The organism is Granulicella sibirica, assembly GCF_004115155.1.
GTDB lineage: Bacteria > Acidobacteriota > Terriglobia > Terriglobales > Acidobacteriaceae > Edaphobacter > Edaphobacter sibiricus.
The window spans coordinates 2,427,467-2,442,736 of record NZ_RDSM01000001.1 but is presented as its reverse complement, the minus strand read 5'-3'; the positions used below and the strand labels follow the sequence as shown (position 1 = coordinate 2,442,736).

Here is a 15,270-nt window from a genome sequence, read left to right as displayed (position 1 = left end):
GACTACTTCGTTGCAACCTGCACGACGTGGACTTCGGGAATCTGAATATTCCAGTTGTTGTTAATGTTCTCGAAGATGAGGCGGAACTCGCGATCCTGGCCGGGTGTCAGGGGTGCAGCGGCGACGGTCTGGGTGTCGACGTAGGGTTCGTGAGTACGGATCAGCATCAGAGGCAAGGTCTCGACTTGCGGGGCGAGGCCTTCATCGTTGCGGAAGAGAACCTGGACGGTAATGCCGGTAATGGTGTCGGAGCCGGTGTTCTTGATGCGGCCGTCGATGAAGGTGGATTTGCCTCCGGAGAGGCTGGTGGACTCGCTCATGGCGACATCAGCCATGGGCAGTGAGGCCGCGTGCGCGTCGAGGGGAAGGATGACTCCCGCAGCGACGCCGTGATGGCCGCGTGTGGCGATCACGATCCCGAGCACGATGACGAGCACAGCCCCGATGGCTCCGAAGACCGCCGCCTTGGGGAAGCCGCCACGCTCCGCAGGAGGCGTGGCGAAGAGGGCGTTCGAGCTGGCGGAGGTCGGAACGTTCGGCTGGGAGTCGCTCATACTGGCCTCGATTCTATACGGGCTGATGACTCAGCAAATGACTCAGGCGAAGCTGGCGCGCTTGACCGTCTGGCGGAAGTCCTTGCCCTGCATCTCGACGACCATGCACATCTCCTGGAGGCGCGAGCGCATGCGTTCGCCGATGCGGTCGCCGAGGGTCTCTTCCTTGCCCCGGATGTTCGCGGGCTCGGTACCGAGCGGGCCGAAGTTGGCGTAGTTGGTGGTGATGATGGTGGTGCGGCGGTCGTTGTAGCGGGTGTTGAGGATGTGGGCGACAGTGTCCCAGACCCAGTCGGTCGGCTTCGAGGCCCCAAGCTCGTCGAGGACGAGGACCTCGGCGTCGAAGACGGGGCGCAGGATCTCGAGTTCGGTGGCAGCAACCTTTGAGTTGTAGCTGTGCTGTACCTGCTTGAGGAGGTCGCGGTAGTCGTAGAAGAGGCCGGTGGCTCCGCGTTCGGCGACAAGCGCCTGCAGGATGCCGACGGCGAGATGGGTCTTGCCGACGCCGATGGAGCCGGTGAGCAGGAGGCCAGTACCGCCCGTTTCGATGGGGTAATTCTCGACGAAGCGGCGTGCGCGCATGTGGGCGGCGGTGAGGGTCTTGTTCGAAGAGTGGAAGTGGGTGTCGAAGGATTCGAGCGAACAGTGTTCGTAGCGCTTGGGGATGCGGGCGCGGTCGAGCATGCGGGCGGCGCGCTGCTCGATGCGGCAGACACAGGGGGCGGCGACCTGGCGGCCCTCTTCCTGGATGATGCGGAGGCCAGCTCCATCGCAGATCTTGCAGACTTCGGTCATAACCTCTTCAGTATGGCAGCAGATGAATCCGTTTGCTGGGTGGCGGAATCCTATATACTTAGAAGGCGCTCTTCCACGGAAGTGTGCCACTGGCAGTGCGACAGGCCCATCGATGTGACCGTGAGTCCGCCCGTTCGCAAGCGATCCGCACGCCGGCAAATTCGAGAAAAGACAGGATTTACGATGCCTAAGGCAGGAATTCACCCGGATTATCACCTCACCAACGTCAAATGCGCGTGCGGCAACCAGTTTGAGACGCGTTCCACACACAAGGGCGACATCGTCGTGGAAATCTGCTCGGCTTGCCACCCGTTCTTTACGGGCAAGCAGAAGCTGATCGATACGGCAGGCCGCGTCGAGCGCTTCCGCCGCAAGTTCGCCAAGTCCGATGCGGGCAAGGCCGAGACGGCGAAGACCGAGACCAAGTAATTGCTGCGGTTTTGAGCGAAAGGCCTCCGCGCTGTGCGGGGGCCTTTTGTTTTGAAGGGGTTCGATTGCATGAAGAAGCGGTATACGCTCGAGAAAAAGCAGTGGGACGATCCGGTGGAGCATGCGATGCCTGAGGGAGCGCGTGTGCCTAAGTCCTTTGATATCGGCAACGTACGGATTGCTCCAGCTACTGTGCTGGCTCCGATGGCGGGCGTGACGGACACAGTTTTTCGCCGGTTTATCAAAAATGCGAGCATGTTTTCGGCTGAAAACGCTGGTCAGGACGCGGGGCAAAGTGCGGTAAATGTGGACAGTGTTACGTCGAATCAGCAGTCCGGGTGCGGGCTGATCATGACGGAGTTTACCTCGGCCGATGGACTCTCGCGGATGCGGGAGACGAAGCGGAAGAGGTATCTGACGTACTACGATGACGAGCACCCGATTTCGGCGCAGTTGTTCGGGTCGAACCCGGTGACGCTGGCGGACAGCGCGAGGATCTGCCAGGATGCGGGGTTCGACATCGTCGACCTGAACCTGGGGTGTCCGGCGAAGCGGGTGGTGGCGTGTAATGGCGGGTCGGGGTTGCTGCGGGATCTGCCCCTGATCGGGGAGATCTTCAAGGCGGTGCGGGCATCGATTTCGATTCCCTTCACCGTGAAGTTCCGGATGGGGTGGAACGATAAGCACATCGTCTGCGTGGAGCTTGCGAAGATGGCGGAGGACTGCGGGTTGAACGCGGTCGCCCTGCACGCGAGGACGCGCGAAGATGGGTACACCGGGCAGGCGCGGTGGGAGTGGATCGCGGCGGTGAAGGATGCGGTATCGATCCCGGTAATCGGGAATGGGGATGTGCGGACGCCCGAAGACGCGGCGGCGATGGTCGACAAGACGGGGTGCGACGCGGTGATGATCGGGCGCGTGGCTCCGGCGAACCCGTGGATCTTCCGGCAGATCGCGCAGTACACGGCGACCGGCAGGTACGACAGCCCGACGGATCAGGACCGGTACCGGATGATCCGGGACTACTTCCAGAAGATGGTCGAAGAGATCGAGATGGAGAACGCCAACGAGATCGCGCGCGCCGAAGCGATCACCGCTGCCGGACAGGTCGCGCGGGAGAAGCAGGCACGGGACTGCGTCGGGAAGATGAAGCAGTTCGCGGCGTGGTTTACGCACGGCGTGCCCGGGGGCGGGGCGCTGCGGAAGCAGATCTTCGACTCGAAGAACGGGGCCAGCGTGCTGGATGCTGTCGATGCGTTCTTCGCGTCGCGGGCGGAGACGGCCGTGGCGAATGAGGATGAGGTGATGGCGGCGGAGCTGGTGGCGGCTGGGGAGTATTGCGACTGAGGGGCGTAGTACTCTCGACATCGGAGTGGATCATGGACTGGACGCAGGAAGAGGACGACCGGCTTACCGCCTACTATCGCGATCTGCCGGAGGAGCGGCTCTTGCATCTTGCTGAGCAGCCTGAGGAACTCACCCCCATCGCCCAGGAGATTCTTCGCAGAGAGATCGCTCTCCGGGGGCTTGATCTTGCCCCTGACGCCTCAAAGACCGCCGTGGAGGAAGATCATGACGAGGAGAGCTGGCTTCACGATCCCCAGATGCTGCGGGACTACGCGGAGCGGGCTCCAGAGGATTGCACGTTTCTCTTTGCGACGATCAGCGAGGCGAATGCGGCGCGGGCTTTTCTGCTGGAATCGAAGGTGGAGAGTTTCCTTGTGACGGGGCAGGGAGGAGTCATGGATAGCCGGGGACCACGGGTGGTGGTGAAACCGGCAGATGCGGAACAGGCTTCGTCTATCCTGGCGCAATCGATCCCGGAGCACATCTGGAAGGAACTGGAGGTTGAGCCGGAAGACTTCATCTCACCGCCATGCCCGATGTGTGGCGCGCCGGAGCCTTTGCTTCTGGCTGCCGATCCGGTGAATCGGTGGACGTGCGAGGAGTGTGAGCATGCGTGGGATGAGCCCGCGGTGCCGGAAGAGAAGGCTTAGCCGACGTAGGCGATGGGCGAGTCGGTGTGGCGTTTACGCCACACGGATTTGATCTTTGAGCGCCAGCGTTCGTCCAGGGCGATGAGGGTCCAGTCGACCTTCGGGCTGAGGTGGCGGAGGATGACCTCGGTCGCGGGGTGGATGCGCAGGGCGGGGGCCACGAGATAGAGGCGCGGGGGGAGCGGCGCGAGGGGAATGCCGCCGAAGTAGCCGTGGCGCTGGAACTCGCCTAATCCGGTGACGTTGTCGACATTCTGGAGATGGTGGTGGCGGACGCGGATCCAGTAGTCAAGGCCTTGCAAGGCCAGATGCAGGTCTTCTTCGGCTTTGAGTTCGATGACGGCTAAGCGACCGTCTTCGGTGACAGTGAGAAGGTCGAGCATGCCCCGGTCGGAGGCCGCAAACGCCGGCACCTGCGAGTAGACGTACTCGGCCTGGAGCTTCGTGTCATGTGCTTCCAGAGGAGCGACGTCGCGACGGAGGGCGGACTCCAGCCAGCGCTCGGGCTGCATGCGAAAGAGCGGGTCACGGCGTTCGCCGGCGGCGTGGCGGCGCTCGAAGAGGCTGCCGACGAGTTCGCGTAGGTCGTCGGCGGTGTCGGGGGTAAGCTCGGTCTCGCTTGCTCCGGCTCCGAAGGTGACCTTGTGCGAGCGATTGAAGCTGTTGGCGGAGGCTTCGACTCGGACGCGGGCGAATTCAAGGCCGTGAAGGAGAAAAGCGAGTTCCGTTCCGGAGCGGAGACGCTGCTCGACGACGGGATGCAACTCGGGTGGGATGAGCGCGAAGACCTGAGCGGCGGAGTCGGCGAAGCGCTCACGAGCGGCGGTGGCGTTGGGCGCGTGCTGGAGATGCGTGTGCAGGTTACCCTGGTCGGCGGAGTCGCGGGAGGTGAGCTCTTCGTTCGCCTGGTCGAACTCGTAGAGCTCGTAGGCGGCGACATCCTGATTGAGCCAGGCGAGACGCGAGAGCGTGAGGGCGGCACTACCTTTGGGGACGATGAGACGAAGCCCTTTATAAAGGCGGCGGCCTCCGGCGTGTTCCCGGCTGTGGGCGAGCCAGAGGATGCCGAGGGTGAGGATGCCGTCGATGGTCGCCTGCGTCTCTTCGCCGTTGACCGCGATGACGGCCCAGGCATGGTGGCCTTTCACGAGCGATCCCCGGCAGTAGGCAGGGCCGAAGGACTTCTCGAGATCCATCGCGGTGCGGAAGCTCTCGGGATACCAGTCGGGGAAGGTGCGGGTCAGGACGCGGTCGAGAACGCGGAGGTACTTCGTGCGTGTGGCATCGCGCGTGGAGGGCGTGCGGCGGTCGCGGTCGGCGGTGAGTTCGAGGATCTGCGGCCTGGTCTGGCCGAAGCGCTGGGTGATCACGCGCAGGACGGCGTTGCGCGGCTCGACGCCGATGACACGGCGGACGAGGTTGCGCTCCTCGCTCCAGAGATGGAGGGTGCAGCGGTCGTGCTCGGTTGAGAGGCTGTAGCGCGCGGTGCGCATGTCGAAGATGGGCTTACCGTCTTCGAGGAGCGCGGCGGCGGGGTAGTCGGCGAGGAAGGACTCGAGGGCGCAGGAGATCTCGGTGGGGGTTTGTGCAGCAACCTCGACCATGAGACGAGACGCCATGGACGTGATTATGCTCCCAAGATTTCCGCAACGGTAGAGGAAATCGGCGGATTACCTCAGTAATTTTTTAAAGGAGAGATCTGCGGGAATAAATAGCGCTTAGATTGATCGAGTTAGCGCTATTTCGACCAGTAACTTGTGCGGGCTGAGACGGTAACCGGCTCCGGCTGGTTGAGCACCTGTACCTTGAGTTCGTGGAAGCCGGGTTCGTTCGACGTGGGACGGAAGCTGAGGGTGTAGCGGTTCGGGATGCGGTTGGCCAGAAGGGAGAGCTGCTCTTCGAGGTCCTTGCGGGTGCTGAAGTGGAGGCTCTCGCCGCCGGAGAGTGCGGCGATCTCGGACGCGGTGTCCTGCTGGAGCGCCTTCCATGCCTCAAAAAGCGGGCCGCTGAGGTTGAAGGTGTAGAGCAGCGGAGCCTCGCCCGGCATATCGTAAGCTCCGTTACCGTGGCGGGGGCCGGTGAACTGGTCCTTGAACCACTTCTTCGCGGGCGAGAAGGTGAGGCTGTAGATGGTGGTATTGCTCTCGCCAAGCTCGCGGACGACGGCCTCCGGCTTGATCCTGCTTCCGGCGTCGTGCTGCTGGCTGATGAGGAGGATGACGCGGCGGGAGGTATCGGGCTGCTGCTTGAGGAGGTCGACGGAATAGCTGATGGCGTCGAGGATGGCCGCGCCGCCGTCGCCGGGGTCGGGATGGGTGAAGGCATAGCTGAGGCCCTCGCCGCGCGGCGGGAAGTTCCAGAGCTCCTCGGGCTGGCTGTCGAAGGTAACGAGGGCCACCTTGTGGGAGGTCTCGCCGACGAGGTTGTCGAGCATGGTGCCGAGGCCCTTGTAATAGGCGAACTCACCGGGGGCGGCCCCGCCGGTCTGCATGAGGACGACGACGGAGACGGGCTGGTGCTCGATGTGCTCGACGGTGAGCTTCTGCGGGATGCCGTTATCGGTGAGGGCGAAGTCGTTCTGGGTGAGGGTGTGGATCATCTCGCCGGACCTATCCAGGACGAGCGCAGGGACTAGAACGAGGTTCGCGGTCGAGCGGAGGGTGCTCCCGGGCGACGCGACCGGGTCGCCCTGGGCCTCGGCTTGCATGGCTAAAACGATAAGAACCCCGAGAGTCACGATCCGCTTCATGGCTGGGGGTTGGACGCGGCAGGCGGTGGGACGGGATCGGTCGAAGTGGCGGCAGGAGCGGGAACGGAGGCGACTGGCGGTGCGGTGGCGGGCTGGCCGAGGATGAGGTCAGCGGTGCCCATGCGACCGGTCTGGCTGACGCGGACGACGAAGCGGGCGCGGATGGCCTTGGGATCGTGGTCGATCTTCACCTTGAGCCGGGTTCCGAGTTCGATCCGACCGGTGGGAGCGACGTTCGGCGGCGCGGTGACCTCGTAGGTCTTGGCGTCGCGCTTGAGTTCCTTACCCTTCTTATCGAAGGTCGCAGTCATCGCCACGAGGTTCGCGTGGCGCGGCTTGCCCTCGGTGGCGTAGGTCCAGACGAGGCCCTTTGCGTCCACTGTCACGAAGTAGGTATCGGGCTCATTAGGGACGGGCTGCACGGTGAAGGGGACGCTGTCGTAGACCATGGTGCTGTCTCCCGCCGAGACGAGGTCGAAGGCGAGGCGGCGGGAGGGTTTCTGCGGATTGACGGGAGCCGGGCCGCCCTGGAGGTAGTAGCCCTCGCGCGTGGTCGCCGTGAGGCCGGGGCGGTCGAGGACGATCTTGATCCGGCGGAACTTGCGCGGGTCCATCGTGGTGTTCGACGGGCGATAGGTGAGGGTGTAGAAGCTCGAGCCGTCGCGGATACTCGTGCCGATCTCGGCGTCGACGTCGTTGCGTCCGTAGAGCGCCTTGCCTCCGGTGGCGGTGGCGAGCTTATTGAACTGGTAGTTGCCGCCGAAGGGGTCGTTGAAGGCGGCGGCCGCGCCGTAGATGCCGGGATCCACCATCACCCCGGCGGGATCGATGGTGTAGAGGGTGACGCGGGCATCGCGCAGCATATTGACGCACTGCTGGACGATCGAGTTGACGCGGTTTTCGGTGTCGATGGGCTGGTTGGCGAAGTTGAGCGGGGGAAAGCCGCGGCCGATCCAGATCATGTTCTTGTGGCCGGGATGGCCGATGACCGCCTCGGCGACACGCATGAGCGTGCCGAAGGCGATGCCGTAGCGCTCGCCGATCCATGCGCCGTTGTGGGCCTGCCAGGGGTAGGCAACGAAGTGATGGTCGAGCGCGTCGAGGACCTTCTGCTTGTCCTGGGTGTAGTCGGTGAGGACGGTGAACTTCTGAATGTCGACTGCAACGAGCATGGTGGGGGTGAGGAGCTTGTCGGGCTGCTTCTCGAGGTACTTCTTGAGCGAGTAGCGGGCGAAGGCCATGTCCTCGAACCGGGTATTGAACTCGTCGAGGAGGACGATGTTGACGGGCGCATTGGGGGCAAGGCGGTCGAGATCCTGGGTGGAGTTGATGACCGCATTCGGATCGGGCAGGTGGGAGCCGGTCTCCTGAAAGTTGAGGATCTCCTGAGGCTCGTTCGCCTCGGTGACCTTGAAGTCGGACTTGGTGAGGTCGCGGACGACGTTGTTCTTTGCGTCGGTGACGACCACGTCGAGGAATACGAGACGGGCGTTGCGGCGGATGGTGTAGGTGCCGTCCGGGTTGGGCTGGAGCGGCTGACCGGGCGCACCAGCCTGCCGTGGAGGAGGAGCGGCGGCAGCAGGTGGGGCCGGGGGTGATGGCGCTGGGGTCGACTGGGACGGCGGGGGCTGAGGATCAGTAGTGGCGGGCTGCTGAGCGACCAGGAGAAGGCTGGGTGTTGCGATGAGGGACGCGAAGAGGAGCCTGCGAAGGATTCGGTCTTTCATAGTCCGCCTGTCGAACTCGTTGAGACATCGCTTGGTAAAGAGACGGTCGGGGCGACGGTAGGTTTCAGGATCGACTTAGATCTTGCCGTTAATGCCGCTACCAGCCCATCGTCTCGCGCAGACGGGTGATGTGCGCAGTATGGTGGCGGGAGTGCCAGCTATACAAAAGGACAGCCTGCTCGAGTCCGACGCTGCCGTTCTCGGGGTGGAGAAAGTTGCGCTTCCACTGCTCTTCGGTGAGCGCCTGTAGGAGCATGACCCAGCGGGCGTGGAGGGCTTCGAGGAGCTCGAGCGACCAGTCGATGGGCGCGGCGTAATCGGCGAGGTTTGCCCAGGCGGCTTCGTCGTAGGGCATGATGGTCGGCGAAGGCTCGGTGAGGGCGAAGCGTATCCGGGCGAACGCGTGCATGTGGCTGTCGGCGACGTGGTGGACGACCTGCCGGACGGTCCATCCGCCCTCGCGGTAGGGAGTGTCGAGCTGGGCGTCGTCGAGTCCTTCGACAGCGGCGGTGAGCTTTGCGGGAAGATCAGCGATGTCGGCCATGGCGAGGAAGAGGGTTTCCTGTGGGATAGGATTTGGGATCTGCGCCGGGCCGATGGGGTAGCGGAGGTCGGTCATTCGGTAATGGATTCGCTCTCTAAAGGGGTGGTGTTCGAAAACACTCTCAGCGGCAAGGTAGCATGAGCCTTGCTTGTGATGTGCGGGCCTGAGGCGGATGAGATGCGCGTTTTGATCTGCGGAATGTTGATGCTGGCCGGGCTGTCGCGCGTCGGCTCGTGTGGTGGGCGGAAGGAAGCAGCGCCTGAGCCGAAGGCCGTTGCAGCCGCCCAGGATACGGTAGCGGCGACGAGAGATATTGTTGGCTTCGATCGCAACGATTACCCCGGCGATGACGCGATGGCGGGGCTGAAGAAGCAGTTCGCGTACACGGGATATTGGCTGACACCGCCTCCGGGCGAGACGGCGAACGGATGGCATGGCAAGCGCGCCGTCCTGCGCGGGCAGGGGTACGGCTTCCTCGTCCTTGCCAACGGAAGGCTCGATAAAGAGATCAAGGCGTCGAAGCTTTCGCCAGCGGAGCTTGGGAAACAGGATGCGGCGAAGGCCGTGGCGGCGGCGAAGACCGAGGGTTTTCCTGCCGCGACGATTATCTTCCTCGACCAGGAAGAGGGCGGCCGGCTTCTCGAGGAGCAAGCGGGATACCTCTTCGGCTGGACCGAGGCGGTGGCTACGACCGGGTTTCGACCGGGCGTCTATGGGAGCGGACAGCCCCTGCCGGATGGCCCTGGGGCAACCATCACGACGATTCAGGACATCCGCGAGCACGTGGCGAAGAATCATCTGCATACGATAGCTATCTGGGCTTATCAAGACGCTTGCGCACCCAAGGGACCATCCCCGGGATGCACAGTGCAGCCTCCGTCCCGCAACGCGAGCGGCACGCCGGATGTGACCGTGTGGCAGTATGCGCAGTCGCCACGCCGGCCGGATCTAACCCAGAGCTGCACGGCGACCTATGAGACGGACGGGAACTGCTACGCTCCCGGAGTTCCTGGCCTGATGCTCGACATGAATGTGGCGGGCTCGACAGATCCTTCGGCCGGCCGATAGTACTTGCCGGGTAGACTCATCGCGAGAAGGAGATGGCCAGGTTGCAGCGCGTGCTGATTCTCGGGTGTCCGGGTTCGGGCAAGTCGACCATGGCGCGGCTGCTGGCGGCGAGGACGGGTCTGCCGGTGATTCATCTTGACCGCCTCTACTGGCGCAAGGGATGGGTCGAACAGGACAAGGCTGTCTGGCAGGCGCAGGTGGCTGAAGTTCTCGCCGCGCCAGCCTGGATTATCGACGGCACCTACGGCGGGACTCTGACCCAGAGGCTTGCGGCTGCCGATGCGGCCATCCTGCTGGACTATCCCCGCTGGCTCTGCCTGGTTCGTGCCCTGAAACGCGTCCTCCTGGGCTTCGGACGCGCTCGCGACGATATGGCCGATGGCTGCCCGGAGCGGCTGAGCTTGAGTTTTCTGATTTACATATGGAACTTCAGGCGGGAAAAACGCCCCCGGATCGCCGACGAGCTGCGCCGGTTCTCCGGCCGCGTGATCGTGCTGAGGACCTCGGCCGAGGCCACACGATGGCTGAACTCCGAAGACGTGCAGACTACCGAGTTGCCCCGGGTCCGTGCGTAGCCTATCATAGTGGATAGATGACCCTCCCCTTTGCGGACCACAAACGTTACTTTATCGAGAAGCTAGGCATTTCGGAACGTTTGATGGAGAGGTGCCTGGGTGAGGCGCTTTCGGCCGGCGGCGAGTACGCGGACCTTTATTTCGAGTCCGTCACCTCGACCTCGCTGGCCATGGACGAATCTCTCGTCAAGACCGCAAGTCAAGGAATCAGTGTGGGTTGCGGGATCCGTGTGTTATCCGGAGAACGTACGGGATACGCCTACACGGACGATCTTTCAAGCGAGCGCCTGATGAAGGCGGCACGCACGGCGGCCCTGATCGCGAGCGGGCCGGCCAAAGAATTGATGAGCGGTTTTCGGCACACGGTCGATTCGCCGTCGCTCTATCCGGTGGCCGGCGCGGAGTCGGATTCGGAGATCCTGGCGAAGCTGAAGCTGATCGAGCGCGCCGACAAGGCAGCCCGGGCGTACGATCCGCGGATCACGCAGGTGCGCGCCGGAATCAACGATGAGCTTCGCAGAATTCTGGTCGCGGCTTCGGACGGGACGTTCGCAAGCGATACCCAGCCTCTGGCGCGACTGAATGTTTTTGTCCTTGCAAAGGACGGCGCGAATACCTCCAAGGGAACATCCGGCGGAGGCGGGCGCGTCATGCTCGACTTTTTTGAAGGCGAGAAGAGCCCGGAGCACTTTGCCTCCGAGGCGGCTCGTACGGCGATCCTGCAGCTTGACGCCGTCGAGGCTCCGGCGGGTGAGATGGAGGTCGTGCTTGGGCCCGGTTGGCCCGGCGTGCTTCTGCACGAGGCGGTCGGACATGGGCTCGAGGCGGACTTCAACCGGAAGAAGACTTCAGCGTTTGCCGGGCTCGTCGGTCAGCAGGTGGCTTCGAGCAAGGTCACCGTTGTCGATAACGGCACGATGGCGAACCGGCGCGGATCGTTGAACGTCGACGACGAAGGTACGCCGACGCAGGAGACGGTGCTGATCGAAAACGGCATCCTGAAGGGCTTTCTTTCGGACAAGCTCAACTCCCGCCTGATGGGTCTGCCGAACACAGGCTCCGGACGGCGCGAGAGCTACCACCACATTCCTATGCCGCGCATGACGAATACGTACATGCTGAACGGCGAAGACATGCCCGAAGACATCATCAAGAGTGTCAAACGCGGGCTGTATGCAGTGAACTTCGGCGGTGGTCAGGTGGACATCACGAATGGAAAATTTGTCTTCTCGGCGAGTGAGGCTTACCTGATCGAAGATGGTCGGGTCACGCGGCCGGTGAAGGGGGCTACGTTAATCGGGAATGGGCCGGAAGCGTTGAAGTACGTTTCGATGGTCGGCAACGACCTTGCACTCGATGAAGGTATTGGTACCTGCGGCAAGGCCGGACAGAGCGTACCGGTCGGCGTAGGGATGCCCACAGTGAAGCTCGACCGCATGACGGTCGGGGGAACAGGAAGATAAGACCATGGCAGCCGAGCGCGAAAAGATGTACGAGTGTGAAGTGAAGCGCAGGCGGGTAAAGGTTGGAGGCGGGTATGAGCCGTTCTGGAAGGTGAAGAACGTAGCCGTGGCCATGTCCGACAGCGATACCGAGTACCGGTGCAAGGATTGCCAGGGTCCCGTGAAGATTCTTGGGCGCACAGGTAGGCCCGGAACGGTTCCTTATGTCGAGCACACCTCGGCGATCGACGGCGAGTTCTGCATCAACGGCATGAACTTCCGCAAGGCAACCGACGGGCGTGAAGCCCGGCTCTCCGAACACCCGGTGCGTTAGGTTCCTTTCTGGTCAGTGGCCGAAGCGATCCTGCTTCGGCCATGATCGTCTGCGGGCTGCGTTTCCGGATGCATCTCGAGCGCCTGAGACCTTCCCAGATATCGGAGTAGAGCATGCCCGCAGCACAAGCAGAAGCAGCAGTCACGACCGACCTCCGCCAGATGGCCTCCGACATTGTTCAGCGCGCTCTCCGCGCCGGAGCGTCGGACGCCGAAGCCGTCGTCTATGAAGGCGAAGAGTTTGAAGCGCATGTTCGTCTCGGCGAGGTTGAGACGCTGAAGGAATCCGGCTCGCGTGCCATCGGCCTGCGGGTCTTTATGGGCAAGCGCGCCGCCAATACCTCGTCCTCCGATTTCTCGCCCGAGGCGCTTCAGCATCTTCTCGACGGCGCGATGACCCTCGCGCGAATTACAAGTGAAGACGAGTTTGCCGGACTGCCCGAGCCAGAGGAGTTCGGTAAGCTCGAGGGCGACCTCGGCCTCTACTTCGACGATGTGAACGCCCAACCTCCGGCCGAACGCATCGAGATCGCACGGCGCGTCGAGGCAGCAGCCATGGCCGCCGACCCGCGCATCACCAACTCCGGCGGCGGCGACTTCGATACCTCGACCTCCCGCAAGGTGATGGTCAACTCGCGCGGGTTCTCGGGCGAGTTCCGTAAGTCGTACTGCGGCTTCTCCGCCGCGCCCATTGCCCAGGGGCCGACAGGAGGCATGCAGCGCAACTACTGGTACTCGAGCTCGCGCACGGTCAGCAGACTTGAAGATCCCGACACCATCGGCCGCGAAGCCGCTCGGCGCACATTAGCCCGTTTAGGGGCACGTCAGGTGAAGACACAGGCCGCACCCGTCGTCTTCTCGCCTGAGATCGCCCGCTCCATTATCGGGAACATCTTCGACGCCGCGAACGGCGACGCCATCTATCGCCATGCGACCTTCTTTGCCGACATGCTCGGCAAGCAGGTCGCCGGGGAGAACGTCACCGTCGTCAACGACGGCACGATGATTCACAACGGCATCGGGGGCTTCGGGACTTCGCCCTTCGATGGCGAAGGCCTGCCTACCCGCCGCACGGTTCTCGTCGAAGACGGCGTGCTGAAGAGCTACGTCATGAACTGCTACACCGCCCGCAAGCTCGGCATGAAATCGACTGGCAACGCCTCGCGTGGACTCGCCGGAACGCCCGGCATCGGGGCGGGAAATTTTTATCTCAAGCCCGGCACGCTCAAGCCTGAGGCGATCATCGGCGACGTAAAGCAAGGCCTCTACGTCACCGAGACCATGGGCTTCGGCGTGAATCTCGTCACCGGGGACTACTCGCAGGGGGCGAGCGGCATGTGGATCGAGAATGGCGAGCTCGCCTACCCGGTCGAAGAGATCACCATAGCCGGTAACCTCAAGGACATGTACCGAAACATCGTGGCCATCGGCGACGACCTCGTCTTCCGCAGCGCAAGCGCCGCCCCGACGATCCGGATCGAGGGCATGATGATCGCCGGAGCCTGACGCTTCGGCGAACCTCAGCCGTTACGACCCAGAAGCGAGAGCGGACTACAATTTCGCTAGTGGCGTCGACCTTCCATTTCGAGCACTCGGTCGCGTTTTCTCCGGATCGCGCTGCGGAGATCCTGCGCCTTCTTCCTACCGGTGCCGGAGTCCTCTGCCTGCGTGGAGCGCGTGAGGCTGACGAGCCCTACCTGACCCGTACTGCCGACATCCGCCGACGCGCCATGCGTCTTCTTGCTCCGCCTGAGATGACCGAAGGCGGCCAGCCGGTTCTCTCGAAGCGGCTCAACCTTCGCGGACGCGTCGCTCGCATCGAGTGGGCTGCCGCCGGTTCGGAGTTCGAGGCGCTGCTTGTTCTCTACCACGCCACCGCGCAAGCCTTCGGATATGGCGAGGCTCGCCGTCGCTTGCGTCTGCATACGCCGTTCTTCCTCCGCCTGACCCACGAGCAGGCCCACCCTCGCGTCTACGCCACGAACCGGCTCTCGAAGCGCGGACTCGGGCAGATGTATGGGCCATTTCCCTCACGTGCCGCCGCAGAGCGTTACGGCGATGCCGTGCTCGAACTCTTCAAGCTGCGTCGCTGCCACGAGGATCTCGAGCCGTATCCCGAGCATCCCGGCTGTGTCTACCAGCAGATGAAGAAGTGCCTCGCTCCCTGCAATCTCGCCTGCACTCCGGACGAGTACGCCGCCGAGGCGCTGGCCGTGAAGGCGTTCCTGGAAACGCGTGGCGAGTCGATGTTGAGCCGCGTCGGCGAGGAGCGCGAACGGGCGTCCGAAGAGATGGACTTCGAACGCGCCGCTTCGCTCCATTCCCAATGGACGAAGGTGAAGGCCGCGGCGAGCCTGGCGGATGAACTCGTTCGCGAGATTCCGAAGCTGCGTGCGGTGCTTGTGCAGCGGGCCGCTCCGGCCGTTGAGGACGAGCGTGGCGACCGCCTCGAAGCCGCGATCTTCATGCTGCAAAGCGGATGCCTCGAAGGCCCACAGCGACTCTCGACTCTTGGCGTGCGGGCTGTGAAGGAGCAGACCAGCGTTGGCTCAAGCCTCTTCGCCCAGCCGCTGATGCTGCAGGCGATTCCACTGGAACCCGCCCCCGGCGACGCCCCTCCAACAACAGACAGCCCGGAAGACCGCGCCGCCGGCGTGCTTCAGGCTCTCGAAGCCGAAGCCGGCGTAGAGAATGATCTCGCCATGGTGAGCGATCATCTTTCACTCCTGCGTCGCTGGTACTACCGGCCGGAGAAACAGCGAAGTGGCGAAATCTTTTTCCCGAACACCGACGGCACATGGCCCATCCGCCGCATCCTGCGCGGTGCCGCCCGCATGGTGCTTGGCGAACCCGGCGTCCTCGCCGAGACGCAACGCGATCAGGCCCCCGCCGCGAAGGTCAAGATTCTGCACGAAGGACGAGAAGGCGTCGAGCGCATCGTCCCGCTGATCGCACGCAAGAAGACCCGGGGCCGCAAGGCTGCTGTCAGCATGGAACCCGCCAGCAACTCCTGAGCGTCCGCCGACCGGAGCCAGTACGCCTGAGGTTCGCCAGCTT

Annotated in this window: 15 protein-coding genes; 9 read left to right on the top strand and 6 right to left on the bottom strand. The window is 63.4% G+C overall.

Annotation, left to right across the window (positions count from 1 at the left end):
• Positions 1-2: 2 nt before the first annotated feature.
• Both GRAN_RS10155 and GRAN_RS10150 read right to left on the bottom strand, forming a co-directional pair.
• Complete coding sequence (locus GRAN_RS10155; protein ID WP_128912755.1) at positions 3-554, bottom strand: DUF2393 family protein; 552 nt, start codon at positions 552-554, stop codon at positions 3-5.
• 42 nt (positions 555-596) lie between these two features.
• Positions 597-1,349, bottom strand: coding sequence for an ATP-binding protein (locus GRAN_RS10150; RefSeq protein ID WP_128912754.1), 753 nt, complete (start codon positions 1,347-1,349; stop codon positions 597-599).
• A 183-nt stretch (positions 1,350-1,532) separates the two neighbouring features.
• On the opposite strand from GRAN_RS10150, the gene rpmE reads away from it, so the two are divergent.
• The 3 genes from rpmE to GRAN_RS10135 all read left to right on the top strand — a co-directional run bounded on the left by rpmE (position 1,533) and on the right by GRAN_RS10135 (position 3,775).
• The gene (rpmE, locus tag GRAN_RS10145) at positions 1,533-1,778 is read left to right on the top strand and encodes a 50S ribosomal protein L31 (RefSeq protein ID WP_128912753.1); all 246 of its coding nucleotides are present in this window, start codon (positions 1,533-1,535) and stop codon (positions 1,776-1,778) included.
• A 69-nt stretch (positions 1,779-1,847) separates the two neighbouring features.
• Entirely contained in the window at positions 1,848-3,125 is a 1,278-nt protein-coding gene (dusB, locus tag GRAN_RS10140) for a tRNA dihydrouridine synthase DusB (protein ID WP_128912752.1), read from the top strand.
• 32 nt (positions 3,126-3,157) lie between these two features.
• Positions 3,158-3,775, top strand: a complete 618-nt coding sequence (locus tag GRAN_RS10135; RefSeq protein WP_128912751.1) for a hypothetical protein — start codon at positions 3,158-3,160, stop codon at positions 3,773-3,775.
• On the opposite strand, the gene GRAN_RS10130 is transcribed toward GRAN_RS10135, so the two are convergent.
• The 4 genes from GRAN_RS10130 to GRAN_RS10115 all read right to left on the bottom strand — a co-directional run bounded on the left by GRAN_RS10130 (position 3,772) and on the right by GRAN_RS10115 (position 8,870).
• Positions 3,772-5,394, bottom strand: a complete 1,623-nt coding sequence (locus GRAN_RS10130) for a hypothetical protein (protein WP_241654448.1) — start codon at positions 5,392-5,394, stop codon at positions 3,772-3,774. The two genes, GRAN_RS10135 and GRAN_RS10130, sit on opposite strands and share 4 nt — an antisense overlap.
• A gap of 119 nt (positions 5,395-5,513) precedes the next feature.
• Positions 5,514-6,512: a VWA domain-containing protein gene (locus GRAN_RS10125; protein ID WP_161570923.1), complete on the bottom strand. Its 999-nt coding sequence runs from the start codon at positions 6,510-6,512 to the stop codon at positions 5,514-5,516.
• An 8-nt stretch (positions 6,513-6,520) separates the two neighbouring features.
• Positions 6,521-8,251, bottom strand: coding sequence for a VWA domain-containing protein (locus tag GRAN_RS10120; RefSeq protein WP_128912749.1), 1,731 nt, complete (start codon positions 8,249-8,251; stop codon positions 6,521-6,523).
• A gap of 97 nt (positions 8,252-8,348) precedes the next feature.
• Positions 8,349-8,870: a YfiT family bacillithiol transferase gene (locus GRAN_RS10115; RefSeq protein ID WP_128912748.1), complete on the bottom strand. Its 522-nt coding sequence runs from the start codon at positions 8,868-8,870 to the stop codon at positions 8,349-8,351.
• 102 nt (positions 8,871-8,972) lie between these two features.
• Here GRAN_RS10115 and GRAN_RS10110 point away from each other — a divergent pair, with 102 nt between their 5' ends.
• The 6 genes from GRAN_RS10110 (at position 8,973) to GRAN_RS10085 (ending at position 15,227) form a co-directional block, all read left to right on the top strand.
• Positions 8,973-9,863: a glycoside hydrolase domain-containing protein gene (locus tag GRAN_RS10110; RefSeq protein WP_241654447.1), complete on the top strand. Its 891-nt coding sequence runs from the start codon at positions 8,973-8,975 to the stop codon at positions 9,861-9,863.
• A gap of 50 nt (positions 9,864-9,913) precedes the next feature.
• The gene (locus GRAN_RS10105) at positions 9,914-10,438 is read left to right on the top strand and encodes an AAA family ATPase (protein WP_241654494.1); all 525 of its coding nucleotides are present in this window, start codon (positions 9,914-9,916) and stop codon (positions 10,436-10,438) included.
• A gap of 17 nt (positions 10,439-10,455) precedes the next feature.
• Complete coding sequence (gene tldD / locus GRAN_RS10100) at positions 10,456-11,901, top strand: metalloprotease TldD (RefSeq protein WP_128912746.1); 1,446 nt, start codon at positions 10,456-10,458, stop codon at positions 11,899-11,901.
• A 4-nt stretch (positions 11,902-11,905) separates the two neighbouring features.
• Positions 11,906-12,214: a hypothetical protein gene (locus tag GRAN_RS10095; protein ID WP_128912745.1), complete on the top strand. Its 309-nt coding sequence runs from the start codon at positions 11,906-11,908 to the stop codon at positions 12,212-12,214.
• A gap of 113 nt (positions 12,215-12,327) precedes the next feature.
• The gene (locus GRAN_RS10090; RefSeq protein WP_128912744.1) at positions 12,328-13,719 is read left to right on the top strand and encodes a TldD/PmbA family protein; all 1,392 of its coding nucleotides are present in this window, start codon (positions 12,328-12,330) and stop codon (positions 13,717-13,719) included.
• Between the two features lie 59 nt (positions 13,720-13,778).
• Complete coding sequence (locus tag GRAN_RS10085; protein ID WP_128912743.1) at positions 13,779-15,227, top strand: excinuclease ABC subunit UvrC; 1,449 nt, start codon at positions 13,779-13,781, stop codon at positions 15,225-15,227.
• Positions 15,228-15,270 lie beyond the last annotated feature (43 nt).